This window comes from Paenibacillus xylanilyticus, from assembly GCF_009664365.1.
Classification (GTDB): domain Bacteria; phylum Bacillota; class Bacilli; order Paenibacillales; family Paenibacillaceae; genus Paenibacillus; species Paenibacillus xylanilyticus_A.
Window position 1 is genome coordinate 1309237 of the sequence record NZ_CP044310.1, and the last position, 18313, is coordinate 1327549.

The following is an 18313-nucleotide window of genomic DNA, read 5'->3' on the forward strand; positions in this document are numbered from 1 at the left end:
ACATGCCGATTACAATTTTGCTCGCAGATGATCATGCCATGGTTAGACGGGGACTGCACGTGTTTTTGTCCACGCAGACAGATATGAAAGTGGTGGGTGAAGCCTCCAATGGTCAGGAGGCGATTGAACAGGCAGAGAAGCTGCAGCCCGATGTGGTGCTCATGGATCTGCATATGCCTGTGCTGGACGGGATCGAGACCGCCAGACGCCTGCGCACGATTTTGCCTGGAATTCGCGTTATTGTGCTCACGTCGTTTTCGGATCAGGATCACGTTATTCCTGCCGTGCGGGCTGGGGTCAAAGGGTATCTGATGAAGGATATTGAACCCGAGGATCTTGCCGTGGCGATAAGGAATGTACATGCAGGACAGGCCCAGCTTCATCCTGCGGCGGCTGGCCAGTTAATGCATGTGATGGCTTCATCTGACATACCGTTAGAAGCGCAGGATACGGTACACACAGATTCAGCAGCATACGGGAAAGTTCAGGATTATGAGAAGCTTAAGCAGCCTTTGCGAGTGGAAGAAACTTCACCGAGTCTGGATGCGCTGACCCGCCGCGAGCAAGAGGTATTGGCCCTTATTGCTCAGGGACTCAGCAACAAGGAGATTGCGGTTCAGCTCGTAATAACAGAGAAAACGGTAAAAACACATGTCAGTCATCTGCTGGATAAATTGGGATTGGCCGATCGTACGCAAGCAGCCATCCATGCCGTGAAGAACGGCTGGGTCTGATGGATTCAATCCCCTTCTCAGCCTAAAGTCGTAGAAACTCAACCGAAAGGTTGAGTTTTTTTGTGCTGCAAGTTAAGTCTATCTGCTGACGATTTGGAAGAAGAAGCAAGGTAAGATAGAGGCAGAAGAGATGAAGGTTGAAGATGGAATACAAACCAAAAAGAGGCAGGAGTGTGACATAGATGAAGATCATCGTATTGGCAGGAAGCAACCGAAAGAATGCAACCAGTACACGTTTGGGGGAATATGCGGTCGAAGTCATGCGCAACCAGGGTCATGAGGCGAGCCTGTTTGATCTGTATCAGACACCCGTTCCATTCTACGCACCGGATGAGAAGCAGGCAGAGGATCACAACCTGGCAGAACTCAACTCGCGCATGCTCGCGGCGGACGCCATTATTTTATCCACGCCAGAGTATCACGGCAGCATCAGCGGGGTGCTCAAAAATGCGCTGGATCATCTGAGCCAGGCACACTTTAGCGGCAAACCGGTCTTGTCGATCAGCTCTGCGGGAGGAGCTGTGGGCGTTAGTTCTCTTTTGCAGCTGCAGGCCATCGTTCGCAATCTGCATGGGATTAATGCACAAGAGTGGATCTCCATTGGGGGTGCGCAGCGCAGGCGGTTTGAAGCAACCTTTGACGGATATGAGGAATATGAAGGCAGCCAGGACATTGAGGACCGGATTCAGCGAGTGATTGGTTCGTTCCTGAGCCTGGCCCAGACATTAACATCTGCACGGAAATCATCCGAAAGCTGAGAAAGAGGTTATGAACATGATTAAAGGCATATTTGAAACCCATTTGAATGTAACGAATCTGGAGAGATCACATCACTTTTATGAACAGATTGTCGGTTTGCCACATGCTTACGGGCAGAAGGATCGCGGTAACTCGTTTTACTGGATTGGTGGAGCGGGGAATGCAATGCTTGGGCTGTGGGAAAAGGAACCGGAGCAGGTGCAGCGGCAGCATTTTGCCTTTCACGTATCGCTGGAGGACATGAAGCATGCTGTCACCTATCTGGAGGGGAAAGGGATTAAGACGCACAACTTCCTTGATGATGATATCGGTGAGCTGTATGTATTCGGCTGGATGCCGGCTGTATCGGTATATTTCAAGGACCCGGATGGTCACTCTCTTGAATTCATATCCATGCTTCCGGATGAAGCGAAGCCGGAGCTGGGTATGGTGCCATGGAGTACATGGGAGAAGATGCACGGACGGGCGTGATCGAGAGGAGGCAGTCAGATGCTATTTGAAGAAGTGAAGCTGCACACAGCTCGATTGGCTGAGATTAAACATTTCTATAGGGATACGCTCGGACTGAAGGTGGCTGCTGACTCCGATACCTCATTCACACTGCAGATCGGCTGCACAAGAATGATATTTGTCCATAGCGAGACGGAACACGGCCCTTCTATCACTTTGCCTGGATGATTCCGAAGAACCGTTTTCAGGCGGCCAAAGCCTGGGCAGCGGCACGTGTAGAGCTCAGTACGCAGGACGGAGAGGATGAAACCTTTTCAGAGAATTGGAATTCCCATTCACTTTATTTCGAGGACCCTGCTGGTAACATTCTGGAGCTGATTGCTCATCACAATACTCATCATAAGAGTGACCGTCCTTTCTCGGCGGCAGATCTGCTGCAGGTATGCGAGGTGGGGCTTGTATCAGAAGATGTACTGACTACGGTAGGAGAATTGGAGCAAATGGGCTTAAACCGATGGGGAGCGATAAGTGAAACCTTTGCCCCGGTAGGAGACGTGAGTGGTCTGTTTATTGTGGTGAAAAGGGAACGGATCTGGTTCTTCTCGGAGCAAAAAGCCCAACGATTCCCGCTCGAAGTTGTCGTACAAGGTGTCGGCAGACTACAGTTTGGGTAAATGATTGAAACTGGGAAGCGAAACGGGCATATATGCACGATTTGATTCATTTTATAGAAGTAAACACAATGTAAACATGGTGTAATGAATTTAAATTCGGTGAAGGAGTGATGACGTTATGGATCGACGTTTGTTGGAAGAGGGTCTGAGGGTCATCGTTTCGAGTCGGGAGCGTACAGGTGACCTGTGGCATGCCCACTATGGAGCAGGCGCGATTGCCGCTTATTTCTGGGTTCGGGAAAATCGTCTGTCTTCCCTTGCGGCGGGCAGTGTTACTGCTGAGGCGAAAGCTATGCTTCGCAAGCATGGAGTGGATCAGGAGCCACAATCGGCCCGTAGTGAAATACTCGAACGGGAAGAAGCCGAGGCGCGGATCACAGAAGCGCTGGATCGTACGATTGGAGAACTTCACTGGGTTGGACACCAGGCAATCTATGGTGCGCTTACGCTGAAAGCCATCCGCGAGCTGGATGGCTGGGGCACTGAGCAGGATATCGAACGGATGGTGGAGCTGATCGATTCGTTTGAGAAAACCATACCGGGAAGATCGTGGCTGAACACAACGGTTAAGGAAATCCGCAGTCTGCAGATAGATGATACGGATAATTTTCCTCGAATTGACGGACCGGAGCAGCTGTCCCGGTTGATTCTGGATGAGCTGGGAGCGTTCCCAGCGATCTATCAGGCCGAGTCCCATCATGATCTGATCGGTCATATGCTGACCTACGGCCATGCACTCAATATCTTGCATGAGCTGGGTTACCCGGCACTGTTCCACAAAGGAATTCCACCGTTCCTGACGATGATAAAGGCCCTTCGATTGAGCCGGGAAGCGGTACGTGAAGATGGACAGTGGACATTGCAATCTCCAGTCGACGTGCTACCGCTGGTTCCTGCCGAACGTTCGACGGCTCTGCCGCACGAGCTGGAATACTGGCTAACCGACCGTCGATCCCGCGATTGGAACGCAGGCCATGTGTTCAAATTTCCGTTCAGCTTTTATCATCATACTAGAAACGGTCATTCGTTCCCGGAGAGCTGGGAGAATTTCCGGTATATTATTGCTTAAGAATTAAATGTTAAGGCAATCGCTCAGGGCATTTAAGAGTACATGTTATGCGATGGCAAACATATAAATGATGAAGAGCACTGCCTGAAATGGCGGTGCTCTTTTTTGGTTTTAACGAGGCTGGAATTCAAGGATAAACAGGATAAGAAAGACACCGGAGAAGAGTAGGAAGGGACGTTTAATGGAAGGTTTGTGAGCAGCCCAGACACCCCAGGAACTCATAACTGCGATACTTTCCCAGAACACTAATAATGGGATGCCTTCAGGGGTAAACGGAAAAGAAAGTTCTGGCAGCCGGGAAGTTCCTGAACCCATAAGAACCGTAGTCATATACACGGGGATAAGGGATAAGAGCATATAGAGCAGGGTTTGCAGCCAAAAGAAATAGATCTTTAGTACACGTAAAAAGATAACTGTAAGCAGATAAAACAGTATAACAACGGACGAAAATGCTGCAGCAGTCCATCCAAGAAGGGGGACAGTTAATACGTTCGTTTCCTGGTAGAGAATATACATCGTCATGGTGTACATAACGGGTCCTGCCATATAACAGGGTATGGCTATCCACAAATAGAACCAATCCGAAGTTTTCATGATATCCATCCTTTATACGGTCTTGTTTATATGTACTAAACGTACAATATAAGCATAATGTTTGATGATCGTAACAGAGATTACCTGGAACCGACTTTTTACCTCCCGGAGGGCGACCACAATCAGACGGAAACCGTACCTTTCACCGTCAGCAGAGCCGGAAAAAGGGTGTAAGATTGTATTATCGGATTAGCAGCAAGGGACACAGCCGATAGCACATACGCTAATGTACAGCCGGCCTGGGGGCCGGTTTTTTGATGCGGTGATGGTGAGCTTGCTCTAATCGGGTACTTATGTAAGACAGAATTTAATAAACAGGAGGTTACATGATATGAAAACCGTATTGTATGTTCCACTGGATGACCGCCCGGCTAACTTGGATGACGTCATTGTTCAAGGGAAGGCAGCAGGCATCCATATCGTTACGCCGAACCTGGGTGATATTCAAAACCGTCTCGATTCGGAAAAAACGACAGAAGGCACAACACTGCTCGGCACATCTGCACCTACGTATGGTATCCCGACCAACATTTATACGTTTATTCTGCAGCATGCTGCTCAAGTCGATGGATTCATTATCTCGTCTGATATGCTGGCCTACGGCGGTCTGATTGGCAGTCGTCAGCTTCGGGAGGACGGAGGAGACGCCTACCCGAACTATGATGAAGAAACGACGCGTCTGCTCAATGTGATTCAAGTGATCAAGGAGAAATATCCGCGTAAACCGGTGTATGTCATGGATACGGTAATGCGGCTGGCGACCACTTCATTTGCAGACGGCCTTGCGCTCGACGCCTACAACGAGTCCCGTGCACTCATGCAGCAGCCGCGCCAGGCCTATACCGACTTTGAGGACATTATTAAAGGCTACAACCTGTCGCCAGATGGTGTGGAGTATGGTGAAACGACTTTCTTCAACAAAGAGCAGTACTACAACACCAGACAGCACAAGTTCAAAACAAACCTGTACATTCTGGATCAGTTGGCCCGCAAAGGATACATTGATTTCCTCGCTGTAGGTGTCGACGATGCGAATACACAGGGGGTTCAGATTAACGAGATTAACTATGTTGAAGCACGAATTAACGAATGGCTGGGGGGAACTGACGGACAAAATCCCGAACGGGCCATCATCCTTCCGGATGCGGACGGTCTCGGTCATGCCCTTGTGGCGCGGATGGCGAATCAGCTGCTGCGAGGCGGCGCGAAAACACGTTACGCTGTAAATTATTATGGCCCTCACGGCTCCACAATTATTAATACCTATGAGTATATGGACGTTCACGAGAATGTAGCTCGCCATATTGATATTGTAGGCGGGGTGCTGGTAGCGGATGCGGCTTACCCAGGAGATGCTGAGGGAGCCACTTCGCTTGACATGTCCTCGGAACTGGATCGCATGACCAACGGGCCCTCAGGAAAGCCGGGACCAAAACCAGGTGTGGATATCGAGATTATTGCGATTACGGCGCTGGATCAGGTCCAAGCCGCGGTTGAACGGCTGACGAGCATTAGTGAGCAAGGATTGCCGGCGGTGCTGATTGATTTTGTCGGAAAAGGACCAGCGAATGTGGATGTAGCGGAAGCACTGCTGAACAGTCCATATACCGGCCGGGTACTTGGTTACAGCGCCTGGAATACACCGGGGAACAAGATTGGCCTTGCGGTAGGCATGGGACAATCCCGATATGCTTTTGTCACCACCGAAAAACGCGCTTCTGCTCTTCACGAAGCTGTAGATGCGCATGGATCATTACTGTTCAAACGGTTCCTGAAAGATTACTACTATAAAGCTGTAGCGATCGCGGATATCCGCACATACTCCAGGGCTAACGCGCTCTATACCAATGTGGCTACCCTTGCGGATCAGAATATGGTGCTGTTCAATTCCGAGGAAGATTATGCTCACCTGCAGACGCTGCTTCGGGATCTGATGCAGACGTACACCGCGGGTCTCGCAAGCAAAACGGCCTTTGCTCAAGGTAACGTGGCAATCAACCAAATCCGCAACTGCGATGTGTTGTATGCGAAATATTGCCATGCTGTACTCGACTATGCCAATCCGGATTTCATCTGGGGACGTGCATTTGAAATTACATTGAGTCCGCAGGTTACGTTGAAATAATGTGAACCTATAAACTTTACACTAGACCACTACGATTGCAGAACCATCTTACGATCACTTTTATCCCCGGCTTTTTGTGATTCCCTTCTCTAAAGGGAAAAATCCGGTGATAAACGCGACCGCTCTGCCTCTCCAGACTGATTCTGCACTCTTCGTTCTCGTGTAAATGTTTCAGTTCATCTTATATTGTGAGAAACGTGGACTCGTCTTTTTTCCGCCGCAGACACTCCCTAAACCACACTGAAGTCATCCGATTCGCCTTCCGCGCTAGGGAGAAAAGGGTGTAAGATTGTATTATCGGATCAATCGCAAACGGACACATACCGAAAGCTCATACGCTTATGTACAGACCGGCCAAGAAGGCCGGTCTTTTTGATGCGGTGATTCGTGTCCGGCATTGATCTCGGTAGTTATCATTTACTCAGTCACTGAGAACAAGGAGGAGTCTTGGGCTGCCGCATGGCCGCTGCATCATGCGAACAGATGACAAACGTGCAGCTGAAGGGGGCGAAATGAATGTGTCTATTCAAAGTGAAACAAACGTTACATTTATAGGGGCAAACCAAATGAGTGTGGCTGTGAGACAGACGCTGAAGCAAAAGCTTGCAGCACTCGTTCCGGCATGGGAAGGCCGGGTGCTGGATGTCCCTGCACAGGGTGAGGTTCTGACAGGGCCTTGTGCGGTCGTTGCTTTTGCCGAAGAAATACCCAAGTCTGCTTGGGCAGGGTACCGACGAATTATTAAAATCTCTCCGTACGTTCGCCCGGAAGATGGTGGAGCAGAACGGCTGGAAATGTGGTCCGCGGAGCTGGTAAAGGGACTTCATCAGGTACGGCTGGAGGACGAGAAGGGTGCAGCGTTTACCTGCATCTATTTCGGATCATCCGACTATGACCGGGTGGACGCCGGATCAGGCATGCTGACGCGAAGTTTGCGGTTCGGGATGTATATTCCTGAATCCACCAATAACCATACTGCTTCAGGTACATCGGATTCATGGATGGCTGCCCTTCAGGACTGGACACAGTCAGCGCTTGGTTCCGAATGGTCCGTGTATGGCGACGTCTGGCCCGGAGGATATGAGACACCTTCCGTGCTGTGGCGATTGACGGGTTACAGCTCAGCTGCTGCAGGCACTTCGGCGCTGGAGATGCGAAAGCAGTGGACGGGACATGTTGTTGCTGCAGGTGAAGGGGTCACCCGTCATACCGTTACAAGTCTGGTCGAGCAACTGGCTGTACAGACCCGTATTGCTCTGGCAAATGCAGAGGATACCCGGTACCTGACGGTGGAGGAGGTTTCAGCTGATTTGCAGGCAGATGCTTACCTGAACGGGCAGATTCGTCTGACCCTGCAGCAGCGATCCCGTCGTCCGGCGACGGATGTACCGTTGATCCGCGAGATTCATCACAGTAAGGGAATCGATTAGTCTTGAATGGCAAGGAACCGTCTCTAGGGTGGAAAAGTATCCGTAATTCGAAGATGAGGTGAAGTGGCAATGGCAAGCACCGTAAAAAAAAGTAAACAGGCTGACTCGCAATATACGCGGGCGGAACTGATGAATCATGCGGAAGCCCTCTTTGCCGTTAAGGCAGAGGTGCTGCATGGTGCGCTGTACGAAGCAGCGCAGCAGACGTTTTCCATTGAGGAAACGCAAGTAAGAATCAACCAATTTATGAAAGCGAAGGTGAAGGGATAATGGCAGGCGGAACATGGGAGCAAACGAATCGTCCGGTCCTTCCGGGCTTATATATGAATTTTCAGGCGGCAGCATCTTCAGCCATTCAGGCTGGCAGTCGGGGAACGGTTGTCGTTCCGGTCAAGGCAAACTGGGGTCCAGTGGGAACCTTCGTAGAAGTCGGAAGCGAAGCGGCGATTGAACGTATTTTCTCCGCACATGCGCTGGATAATGGGACAGCCTACACGTCTTTGAAGCTTGCTCTGCTGGGTGGTCCGAAGAAACTGCTCGCCTATCGGGTAGCAGGTGCCACGGCAAAAGCAGCCAGTCTAACGTTGAAGGACAGCAGCGATGCGGACGTACTACAGCTGGATGCCAAGTATCCGGGAGATCGTGCGAACGGATTCTATGTCACCATTCAGCCGGGTGTAATTGATAATACGAAGCATGAAGTGCGCCTGTTTGAAGGAAATCGGATGCTGTATGCACTCATGACCGCGGATATCTCGGCAGCATCTCTAGGCAAACAGATGAATGAGGACGAGCGCAATGAGTGGGTAACGGCTCAGGCGATTGGCGATGGTACGGGTGTGGTTGCGACCGTGTCGGGTGCGGCTTTCAAAGGTGGTGCGAGCGGTAACGATGACCTGACCAACGCGGAATATATTGCGGTTCAGGGTGCACTGGAAGGCGAGCAATTCGACGTATTGGCACTGGATCATGCGGCAGATGCGCCTTTGCTGGCAAGCTTTGCGGCGTGGGTGAAACGTGTACGCAGCGAGGGGAAACCGGTGATGGCTGTATTTGGCGGTTCCATCGCAGAGGATACGTCAGCAACGGCTGCACAGAAAGCGGCCGCCCGTTCACTGACTTTGAATCACGAAGGTGTGATCAATGTCGGTACCGGTGTGCGTCTGGGGGATGCGTACTACAGTTCAGCGGAAACATCCGCTTATGTCGCCGGTCTCATCGCTGGACAACGTCTGAATGAATCGACAACGTACGCTCCTTCACCGTTCGATGATGTCACACGCCGCTGGACTCGTGCGGAACAGGAGCAGGCAGTACAGAATGGCGTATTTATATTCTTCCATGATGGCCGCCAGGTGAAGGCGCTTCGCGGTGTAAATACACTCGTGACTCCTGCTGCCGGACAAAATAACGCATGGAAAAAAATCCGTTCCATTCGTGTGATGGATGCGATTAACACAGACTTGCAGCGTTCTGCGGAAGATACGTATATCGGGAAAGTCAACAATACCGAAGAGGGTCGCCGGGCACTGATCGGTGCAATGAAGGCTTATCTTGCGCTGCTCGCACAGAGCAATGTGATTGAGGCTGAGGGGTATGATGTCATTCTTGACCCAGTCTATTATGGCGCAGCCCCGATCCTGAAACCGGAGGCAGATCAGGTATTCCTGCAGTGGAATGTGAAGCTGACCGATGTGATGGAGCAGTTGTTTGGTACATTTTACGTGCAATAAGTCGTGTAGAAGAGCAGGGCGAGAGCTTAGTTTAGTTTAGTTTAGTTATGAGTTGAATTCGTTTTTTTCATTAGAAAAGATCCCAAGGAGGAATTGTACATGTTGGATGCATCAAGAGTTATTCTCGGTACCCATGGTCAGCTGCATATGGATGGGGTGTGGCAGACGAATATTAACAAGCTGGAAGCCAGTGTGGAGATTGAAAAACGTGAGCTGAATCTGGTCGGCAATGACTGGAAAGTTCACAAAAATGGCGCGAAAAAAGGAACAGGCACAATGACAGGTTACAAGGTTACTTCCGACATGATCCAGCGCGGGTTCACCAAGTTCCAAATCATCTCGAAGCTGGACGATCCAGAGTCGTATGGACATGAGAGTGTTCTGCTGAAAGGCTGCATGGTGGACAAAATTCAGCTCGCAAACTGGACAGCGGGTGAGGAAGTGCCGGAGGAAACAGGCTTTACGTTTGAAGGATTTGAACTGTTGAATCCGATTGTTGCCAACTAAGATCAGGTCAGAATCCATAATGAAATTTGTCTGATCGTGCAGATGAGCAAGTTGACTTAACAAAATAGGGGCACACATGCGGGCTGAGGAATCTCGGTCTATTTGTTGTCCCTAATTGTTGAGATGAGTTATCCAATTGTGAGATGAGAAGGAGATTGTGCCCTATGAGTATGAATGAAAACATGTCAGAAGAACAGATTCTGGATCAGCTGTTTGAAGCAGCAGAACGGTTGCCGGAAGAGAATGTGCGCATTCAGCGCCTGGATCTGCTGTTGACCCTGCGTGGACTGACCTCCTCCAAAGTGGATCAGATTCGCGAACGCTGTACTATCCGTAAAACGACAAAAGGACGTACGGAAGAGAAGGTAGATACCGAAACTTTTAACGCACTGCTGATCTCCGAAGCTACGGTGAAAATGAATGTCCGCGGTCTGGAACTGTCCGGATGGGGAGATAACCGTATCACTGGCCGCATGAAGCTGTCTGGTGGAGAACAGGCGGTTCGCCGCATGCTGCTTGCGGGTGAACTGGATGCTGTAGGCGACAAGGTACTGGAGCTATCCGGCTTCGGTGTGGAGATTGAAGACCTAAAAAACTGATACACTCCGGCGGGATGACCACGTTCCTGTATCATATGTGGGTTCGTCACCATCTTCGTCCCGGAGAGTTTTGGTCTTTACCGCGAGGGGAACGCTCGCTGCTGCTTGCTTTTTCGGAAGAGGAGATGGCAGCACTGACTTCGCAAATGAATCGATAATTAGCTTGGACAGGAGGTGAAAGGAATGGCAGAAATGATTGTGGGGTTATCCAAATCCAACGCTGAAATGCGTACAACCATGCGTTATCTGGATCAGATTCAGCGTTCGACCGAACGTCTGGGTAGGGTGCGATATCAGAGTCTAATCAAGGTAAATAATGAACTGAGAACAACCGGACGCAGGCTGGAAAGCATCTATAGTACCGCTGTTCGGTTAAGCAGGCTGCGAATCACACCGAAGATTGGGCTGGAAGATCAATTAAGTCCGGCATTGGACCGTGCATTAGCGAAACTGAACAGTTTCCGTAACCAGATGGTGAAGGCTTCGGGAACGGTATCGGTGGAGGTGAAGCAGAAGGTTGAAGTGGCGATGGGGAAGCTGAGTCCAGCATCGAGCGGGCATTCGCTGTCTCTGAACATTGGGAGCAATAATAATACGGTAAAGAATGTGGCGAAAGAAGAAGAGGACATCAGTGGAATAAGACGATTTTTTCAAAATTTAAATGATTTCGCTGATCCAATAAATAATGTAACAGATATATTCGGCAAGGTTAAAGATATGTTTGGAGGATCCAAGAAAGATAAAGGCTCTGCCTCCCAATGTTGCTGCTGCTCCGGCGGAAGTTTGGTAGGAAGACTTTCAAAAGGCGGAGCTAAAGGTGGCAAAACCAAAAGTGCAAGTGGTGGCAGTGCTAAAACTGTGACCGCAACAGAGGGAGGAAAAAAAGGTCCTTACAAGAGCGGTTCCAAGTCCTATCAAGAACGTGCGACTGGAACTGTAAAAACGCCTGCTTCTGATCCTGCGAAAAAAATCATTACCAACATCTCTGATGCTGAACAGAAGAAGCTGAAAGTGGACTTTGATCAAAAACTGAATCCGAATCGTTTCGGATTTAGCGCAAGTGCTCCCTCAGGTTCGCCAATGTCCAATATGTCTTCGGGCAATAGTTTGTTCAGCAAACTGAGCGGGGGACTCGCAAAGGGAGCGGGTAAACTTCTTGGACCCATTAGCATGCTTGCCGATGTAGCGAATGTTGCCACTGCACCTCCTGAGGAGCGGGGCAGAGCAGTCGGATCCATGATCGGTGGAACTGCTGGTACCGCGATTGGTAGCGCCATTGGCAGTTTTATTTTGCCTGGGATCGGCACGTATATTGGCGGTGCATTAGGTGGATGGGCCGGCAGTTCGGCGGGAGGCTGGATCGGGGATAAGGCCAAAGATATTGGAAACTTCATGTCTAACGCTACGGAAGGTGCAGGCAAAGCGTTGTCGACTGCAGCCGATTTTGTTTCTGAAAAAACGAAGAGCATGGTGAGTGGCATATCCGATTTCTTCGGTTTTGGTTCCAAAAAAGAAGAAAAAACTGTCTCAGCTACAACCGTTGCTAACCCAACTCCAGTACCTACTGGTCCCTCGATTCCCCCGGCATATATTCCATCTGCGCTCACCATAACTGGGCCTATGGCTTATGCGAACAGCATGGGTGGTCAATCCACGACTGCCGCTCTTATGGGAACAAGTGTGATGCAGTCCCAAGCAATGGCGCTGGGTAACGGCGCTCAGACGAATGGCAAATCGTCTACGATGTCTGTACAAATATCAGAAGAACAGATGAGCAGTCTGGCCGGTTACCTCAAGGATTTTAAAACCGAAACGACGAACCAGATCGCCGTCAACATACCTCAAGGGGCTGTGCAGGTGACTGTCCGTGAAAATGCCATCGACTACGATGCGATCACACATCAAGTTGGACAGCGAATTTCGGGAGAATTCCGCCGCGCGATGGAAAACCGTAAAACCATTATGGCCTAAGCAGAAAGGAGGCCTGTTATGAGTGTAATTAAAGACAATGTGGAAGGAATCCGAATGGAATTTACCCTGAAGGATGGAACAACATCGTTTCGATTCCCGGTGAAGCCGGAAGAGCTCACGATATCAAGGTCCAAAGGGTACGAAACGATCAATATGCTTGAGTATGGCGAATTTGATTTTGCACAGGGAGAGAAGGTGAAGGAGATCACTTTCTCTTCTTTTTTTCCAAAAGAATATGACGCGTCCTACTGCATGTACGAGCCTGTACCTGATCCGCGGGTGACGATGAATATACTGAATACGTTTCTCGTATCCAAAAAACCACTTCGTTTCATCATTTCCAACACAGGGGTGAACGTGCCGGTGTATCTGATCTCGCACAATACGACCTTCCGGGGCGGTGAGAGTGGGGACATTTATTTTGACATTACACTGCGCACCTGGCGGGATTCCAAAGTGGAGAAGGTCGGCGCGGCAACATCAGGCAGCAAGTCAGGTTCTCGTACCGATCTGAAAAAGAGCAGCAAGACCTACACCGTCAAATCTGGCGATTCTCTCTCCAAAATTGCAAAGCTTGAGCTGGGCAGCAGTTCCAAATGGAACGAGATATACAAGCTCAATGTGAAAACCATCGGCAGTGATCCGAACCGGATCAAGCCCGGACAAAAGCTGGTGATGCCATGACCTACAAGGTTATCGTGGACGACAAATATGACCTTACCAAGCTGGTGGAGACGATTACGCTGAAGGATTCGCTCGATCAGATTGCCTATCAGGCGAGCATCCGGCTGGCGGTGTCGGCATCTTCCGGGTTGCCTGCGATATCACCGGGGATGGCGGTGCGAATCAGTGGGGTTCCTTTTGGCGAAAAATCCATGGTTCATCTGCTGCATCCTGCGGTCATCTGGGAGGTGGAAAGCTCGAACAGCGGCACCAAGCGGCTGTCTCTCACGGTGTACGACCGGATGATCTATCTGGAGAAATCGGAAGATGAGTTCCTCCTGCCCAAAGACCAGACGGCCACGCAGCGGCTCAAAACGTACGCCAAGGAGTGGAAGATTCCATATGGAACACTGCCAGACACCAAAACAAAGCTGGGCAAAGCGGTGTATCGGTCGCAGACGATCTTTTCGATGATGTTTGCGGATCTGAAGGAAACCACCAAGTCTGGGGGAGACATGTATCATCCTCGAATGACGCCTGGCGGGCTGCAGCTGTTCAAGGTAGGCAGCAATGCGAAGGTGTACGAGCTGGATCGGCTAATCGATCTGTCCCAGATGCGTACGCTTGAGGGTGCAGTCACCAAAGTTAAAGTCATGGCTGCATCGGAATCCAGCAGCGGCAAGGAAGTTCCATCGAAAGTGCTGGCGATTGAGCAGGATGGTGTGGAGGAACTGGGCACCTTGCAAAAGCTGATCGAGGACGATCAGGTCAAAACGGTGGCGGCTGCCAAGAAGCTTGCGAAGAGTCGTCTGACAGGCATCCAGGAGACCTTTACCGTTTCCGCGCCAGATGTCAACACGATTCGCGCCGGAGATGCGGTGCTGCTCAAAGGCTTAAAGCTGATCGTCATGTCCGTCAGTCGAGATCTATCGGCTGGGCCAGGTACGATGACGCTGGAGCTGGGCACGGCGGAGCTGGTGAAAAGGAGGTATTACCTTGAATAAGGAAGATCCGTATGGGCATTTTGCCGAAGTCATGCGGGGCGCGATGAGTACGCATACCCGTCAGGCCGTGAGCGGCATGGGCGCGGTGCTGGGTACGATGACCTCGTCCGGCGTGAAGCTGGATGATTTCAAGCACGAAGTGCAGGACTATCTCGTGGCCGAGCTGCCGGGCACGCTTGGGTTGCCGGAGCGCGAGGCTGTTGGCGCGATCTCCGGGATACCTGACGTGGCGAATGGCGGAACGACGAGCACGGGAAGGTTTCTTTTGCAAGAAGAGGAAGTGGAAGAAGCGGTATGGTCTCTGGGGAAAGGGTTGAAGGCTGGGGACCGTGTGCTGGCGATGCGGGTAAATGGTGGTAACGACATTGTGGTGCTGTGTAAGGTGGTGAGTGCGAATGCCTAGTTTGTTCCCGGAAACGGGTGTGGTCTGGGGAGATGAAGAGGACCTGTCGGGTGCGGCTTCGGAAGAGGTTCGCTTTGGGCGGAGCTGGCGATTCGATTATGATGCAGGGGATTTTGTACTGACCCCAAGTGGCAAAGTGGCTGCGGCAGGTCCGCAGGAAGCCTGGGTGCAGTGGTGCATCAAGGCGGTGAAGACGCCGCGGTACAGAAATGTAATTTACTCCCGGAACTATGGCTCGGAGCTGGAAGAGCTGGTGGGTCAGGGTGACAGCCGGGGTGTGATGGAAAGTGAGATTACCCGGATGGTGACGGAGACGCTGCTGGCTGATCCACGCACGGATTCGGTAGACCAGTTCACGTTTGATTGGAACCTAGAGCAGTGCATGTTCTCGTGCCGGGTGGCGAGTGTACAGGAAGAGATGTTTATTCTAGAAAGTGAGGTGATCTGACGGGATGGCTGAGATTCCGCGTTATTTGGAGGACCAGACGGAGGAACAGATTATGCAGCGCATGCTGGATCGTCTACCCGCGGATCTGGATAAGTCGGAGGGATCGTTTCTGTGGGACGCGGAAGCTCCGGTTGCGTTTATGCTGTCTGAGGCGGCGCTGTGGGCGCAGGAGCTGCTTCGGCGTGGTTTTGCCAGTACAGCTGCGAGCAGTGACCCGAATTTTCGTTCGGAAGAGCTGGATCTGCGTGCGGGAGAGCATGGTATTACGCGGCGGGCCGCGGTGGCGGCACAAGGCACGGTGAGGTTCACGGGTACACCGGGGAAAGCGGTGCCGGCTGGTACAGTTGTAGCGACGCTCGCGGATGAAGTATCTGGTGAAGCTTCGCTGGAATACGAGACTGTTGGGAGCGTAGAGCTTGGAGAAGATGGATTCGGAGTAGTTGGTGTGCGAGCGCTCGTTGCCGGAAAAGAAAGCAATGTGCCGACTGGCACTGTGACCGTGCTGTCTACACCGGTAAGTGGCGTGACGTCTGTGGTGAACACGGACGTTATCAAAGGCGGTGCGGATATTGAGGCGGACACGGCGCTGCTGGAACGCTTTTATGCCAAAGTCCGCAACCAGGGGACAAGCGGCAACAAGGCACAGTATGTGCAATGGGCCAGTGAAGTGCCTGGTGTTGGCGCAACACGTGTAATTCCGTTATGGAAGGGTCCGGGCACGGTAGGATTGTATCTGCTGGATACGGACAAACGTGCGGCAGGCAGCGATCTGGTGGCGGCCGTGCAGAAGTATGTGGACCCGACGCAGGATGGTCAAGGTGAAGGCGTTGCACCGGCAGGTCCGGTGGTGTCGGTCATGCCAGCCGAGGAAGTGCCCATGAACATTGAGGTGAAGCTGACGCTGGCCAGTGATGCAACCTTGGCGGATGTCCGAGCATTAATCGAACGCGGGGTAACTGCATATCTGAAACAGTTGGCATTTGATGATCCGCTCGTGCGATACACCCGCATTGCTGCGATTTTGCTGGACATTCCGCCCATCATCGACTATTCGGAGCTGACCGTAAACGGTGTGAGCGACCAAAATATTGAGATGACTGCGAGTCAGGTGGCGGTGCTGGGGACGGTGGATGTCCATGAGTAGTCCGCCGGGGGTTGTGGATTCTACAATCTCAAGCCCGAAGGGGAAAGAACTGTTCTCGTATTTGCCGAGTTATTATGAGACTTCGCGCGTTATGCAGGCGGATATGCAGTCCAAAGGTACCGAGATGGATCTGCTGTATCAGGCGCTGGATGAGACATTGGATCAATTTTTCGTCCGTACGGCGACGTGGGGATTGGATTTCTGGGAGCAGGAACTTGGCCTTGAGACGGATCGACTCAAACCCGTGGAGCAACGACGTGCCGTGGTGGAGTCAAAGCTGCGCGGTGCCGGGACATTTTCCGGAAGACTGGTGGCGAATGTAGCTGAGGCGTATGCCGGAGGCAAGGTGGATGTCACGTTTCAACCGGAGGCGTGGAGTTTTACGGTGAGCTTTGTGGATACGATGGGTATCCCGCCAAATATTGATGATCTTAAACGTGCGATTGATGAACTAAAACCGGCCCACATGGCCGTGGAGTATGAGTATCGCTATCTGGTGTGGGACGACATGGATGGAAAACAGGTAACTTGGGATGAACTTGATGCCGCGTCCCTGACGTGGAATGAACTGGAGGTGTGGGCGTAATGCCACAAGAAACGGATCGACTGAAATTGCCTCTCCCCTTGGGCAACGAGAACGTAAACCGGGAGAGTATTAATGGGATTTTTGAAAAGATAGATGCAGGTGTCGCGACACTGGGCGATTTGGATACGCTTCGTGAAGCGGTGAGCAAGATGGATATTCCCGATGCGTCTTTGACGCAGAAGGGGAAGGTGCAGTTATCGAGCAAGACGGATGGGACGTCGGAGACGGTGGCAGCGACGGAGAGGGCGGTAAGGGATGCGAGGGTGGCGGCTATTAATGTAGCTACTACAGATGCGACAGCAAATGCTAAATCTTATATTGATACAAAGACATGGCAGAAACATAAACTTACGGCTGATGATGGTAAAAGTCAGTTGGTTTCCGGTACAGACCTTAACTCATTGGTGGCCAATGGTCAATATAACGGAAATAGTTTAACTAATGCTCCAATCCCAGCGAATGTAGATGAATGGTGGTACATTGATGTACAGTGTCATTCAAATGGATCGGGTTATGTAATTCAAAGGGCAAGTCGGCTTAACGGTGGCACTCAGACTCTTTACCAGAGGACGCGGGAAAATAATATTTGGCAACCTTGGAGCCTTGATGTTTTTCAATCTGGCGTTGATGCTAAGAATGGCATAGTGGGTGCCATTAACGCCAAGGGTGGCAGTGCATCCACATCCGATCCATGGGCAACACTGGTATCAAAAATAAACGGGATCGAACAAGGTTATTATCAATATTTACCGATATCATTACCAGCGGGAGGTTTATCATTGCCTGGCGGACCTGTGGGTGCATACGGTCCAGTGGTGGCGACAATCCCGGCAGGGACAAAACTTATATCAATACAAGCCAGTTCGGATTTTTTTTACGCTACCAATACAGACAACAATAAGCGAGTAGCCTTGGTTTTGATGGATGGAAACGGGGTTATGTGGGCTTTTACCGTGGCTGCTTATAGCGGCAACGGTGAATTAAACTCAACCAAGTTACACTCTGCTCAGTTAGATTTGGTTGCAGGGGTTTCTCGTTCTCAAAAATTGACGGGCAGCCTTACTTACCAGCACTACACTAATGAAAAGCCTGCAAATTTCAATGCTAATACTACAATGCAAATTCGGATAGGGTTAATGGTAGCGGGAACGGGGACATCCAACTGCAACTATAGTTTTTATGGGAATATTGTATCCGTTTAGGTGAATGAGATAAGGATGACAACAATGAGTGTGCGTATATACAGTATCTGCCCACAACATCACACCTCTCTCTATAAATCCCCTTTTGATTTACAACACGTGGGTTACAGGATGTCACTGTAACCCCCTGTATATCTCTGATGTATGTGAAAAAAAGACATATGGTATGGTACTGCACAATAGAATTTGAGGGACTTAATATGTTCGGAAGTGAATTT

The 18313-nt window shown here is 50.8% G+C and carries 21 protein-coding genes; 20 read left to right on the forward strand and 1 reads right to left on the reverse strand.

Annotation, left to right across the window (positions count from 1 at the left end; genetic code table 11):
* The first annotated feature begins 2 nt into the window (after positions 1-2).
* The 6 genes from F4V51_RS05820 (at position 3) to F4V51_RS05845 (ending at position 3686) form a co-directional block, all read left to right on the forward strand.
* Positions 3-734, forward strand: coding sequence for a response regulator (locus tag F4V51_RS05820; RefSeq protein WP_153977245.1), 732 nt, complete (start codon positions 3-5; stop codon positions 732-734).
* Positions 735-916: 182 nt separating this feature from the next.
* Complete coding sequence (locus tag F4V51_RS05825) at positions 917-1492, forward strand: NADPH-dependent FMN reductase (protein WP_127538081.1); 576 nt, start codon at positions 917-919, stop codon at positions 1490-1492.
* A gap of 16 nt (positions 1493-1508) precedes the next feature.
* Positions 1509-1964, forward strand: coding sequence for a VOC family protein (locus tag F4V51_RS05830; RefSeq protein WP_153977246.1), 456 nt, complete (start codon positions 1509-1511; stop codon positions 1962-1964).
* An 18-nt stretch (positions 1965-1982) separates the two neighbouring features.
* A complete protein-coding gene (locus tag F4V51_RS05835; RefSeq protein ID WP_153977247.1) occupies positions 1983-2171 on the forward strand; it encodes a VOC family protein in 189 nt (62 codons plus the stop codon).
* On the forward strand, positions 2168-2617 hold the full coding sequence (locus F4V51_RS05840) for a hypothetical protein (protein WP_153977248.1): 450 nt from the start codon (positions 2168-2170) through the stop codon (positions 2615-2617). The genes F4V51_RS05835 and F4V51_RS05840 overlap by 4 nt, the downstream gene beginning before the upstream one ends.
* Before the next feature lie 118 nt (positions 2618-2735).
* Positions 2736-3686, forward strand: a complete 951-nt coding sequence (locus F4V51_RS05845; protein WP_153977249.1) for a hypothetical protein — start codon at positions 2736-2738, stop codon at positions 3684-3686.
* A 111-nt stretch (positions 3687-3797) separates the two neighbouring features.
* Here the strand turns inward: F4V51_RS05845 and F4V51_RS05850 are convergent, their stop codons facing one another.
* Complete coding sequence (locus tag F4V51_RS05850; protein ID WP_153977250.1) at positions 3798-4280, reverse strand: hypothetical protein; 483 nt, start codon at positions 4278-4280, stop codon at positions 3798-3800.
* Between the two features lie 331 nt (positions 4281-4611).
* Here F4V51_RS05850 and F4V51_RS05855 point away from each other — a divergent pair, with 331 nt between their 5' ends.
* From F4V51_RS05855 to F4V51_RS05920, 14 genes are all read left to right on the forward strand, one after another.
* Positions 4612-6405 (forward strand): DUF4127 family protein, encoded by a 1794-nt coding sequence (locus F4V51_RS05855; protein WP_153977251.1) that lies wholly within the window; start codon positions 4612-4614, stop codon positions 6403-6405.
* A gap of 518 nt (positions 6406-6923) precedes the next feature.
* Positions 6924-7835 (forward strand): hypothetical protein, encoded by a 912-nt coding sequence (locus F4V51_RS05860; RefSeq protein ID WP_153977252.1) that lies wholly within the window; start codon positions 6924-6926, stop codon positions 7833-7835.
* A gap of 69 nt (positions 7836-7904) precedes the next feature.
* Complete coding sequence (locus F4V51_RS05865) at positions 7905-8105, forward strand: YqzN/YkzM domain-containing protein (protein WP_153977253.1); 201 nt, start codon at positions 7905-7907, stop codon at positions 8103-8105.
* Positions 8105-9568 carry a phage tail sheath family protein gene (locus tag F4V51_RS05870; RefSeq protein ID WP_153977254.1) on the forward strand — a complete coding sequence of 488 codons (1464 nt, stop codon included), beginning with the start codon at positions 8105-8107 and terminating at the stop codon, positions 9566-9568. The genes F4V51_RS05865 and F4V51_RS05870 overlap by 1 nt, the downstream gene beginning before the upstream one ends.
* Before the next feature lie 99 nt (positions 9569-9667).
* Complete coding sequence (locus F4V51_RS05875) at positions 9668-10075, forward strand: phage tail tube protein (RefSeq protein WP_095288940.1); 408 nt, start codon at positions 9668-9670, stop codon at positions 10073-10075.
* A 164-nt stretch (positions 10076-10239) separates the two neighbouring features.
* Entirely contained in the window at positions 10240-10674 is a 435-nt protein-coding gene (locus tag F4V51_RS05880) for a phage tail assembly chaperone (RefSeq protein WP_095288941.1), read from the forward strand.
* Between the two features lie 183 nt (positions 10675-10857).
* Complete coding sequence (locus F4V51_RS05885; protein ID WP_153977255.1) at positions 10858-12645, forward strand: hypothetical protein; 1788 nt, start codon at positions 10858-10860, stop codon at positions 12643-12645.
* A gap of 54 nt (positions 12646-12699) precedes the next feature.
* On the forward strand, positions 12700-13329 hold the full coding sequence (locus F4V51_RS05890) for a LysM peptidoglycan-binding domain-containing protein (RefSeq protein ID WP_153980580.1): 630 nt from the start codon (positions 12700-12702) through the stop codon (positions 13327-13329).
* Complete coding sequence (locus tag F4V51_RS05895; protein ID WP_153977256.1) at positions 13326-14312, forward strand: XkdQ/YqbQ family protein; 987 nt, start codon at positions 13326-13328, stop codon at positions 14310-14312. Before F4V51_RS05890 ends, F4V51_RS05895 begins: the two co-directional genes overlap by 4 nt.
* Positions 14305-14715, forward strand: coding sequence for a hypothetical protein (locus F4V51_RS05900; RefSeq protein ID WP_153977257.1), 411 nt, complete (start codon positions 14305-14307; stop codon positions 14713-14715). Before F4V51_RS05895 ends, F4V51_RS05900 begins: the two co-directional genes overlap by 8 nt.
* A complete protein-coding gene (locus F4V51_RS05905; protein ID WP_153977258.1) occupies positions 14708-15163 on the forward strand; it encodes a DUF2634 domain-containing protein in 456 nt (151 codons plus the stop codon). The genes F4V51_RS05900 and F4V51_RS05905 overlap by 8 nt, the downstream gene beginning before the upstream one ends.
* Positions 15164-15167: 4 nt before the next feature.
* On the forward strand, positions 15168-16307 hold the full coding sequence (locus F4V51_RS05910) for a baseplate J/gp47 family protein (protein WP_153977259.1): 1140 nt from the start codon (positions 15168-15170) through the stop codon (positions 16305-16307).
* Entirely contained in the window at positions 16300-16893 is a 594-nt protein-coding gene (locus tag F4V51_RS05915) for a YmfQ family protein (RefSeq protein ID WP_193723095.1), read from the forward strand. The genes F4V51_RS05910 and F4V51_RS05915 overlap by 8 nt, the downstream gene beginning before the upstream one ends.
* Positions 16893-18095, forward strand: coding sequence for a tail fiber protein (locus F4V51_RS05920; protein ID WP_153977261.1), 1203 nt, complete (start codon positions 16893-16895; stop codon positions 18093-18095). Before F4V51_RS05915 ends, F4V51_RS05920 begins: the two co-directional genes overlap by 1 nt.
* The last annotated feature ends 218 nt before the right edge of the window (positions 18096-18313 follow it).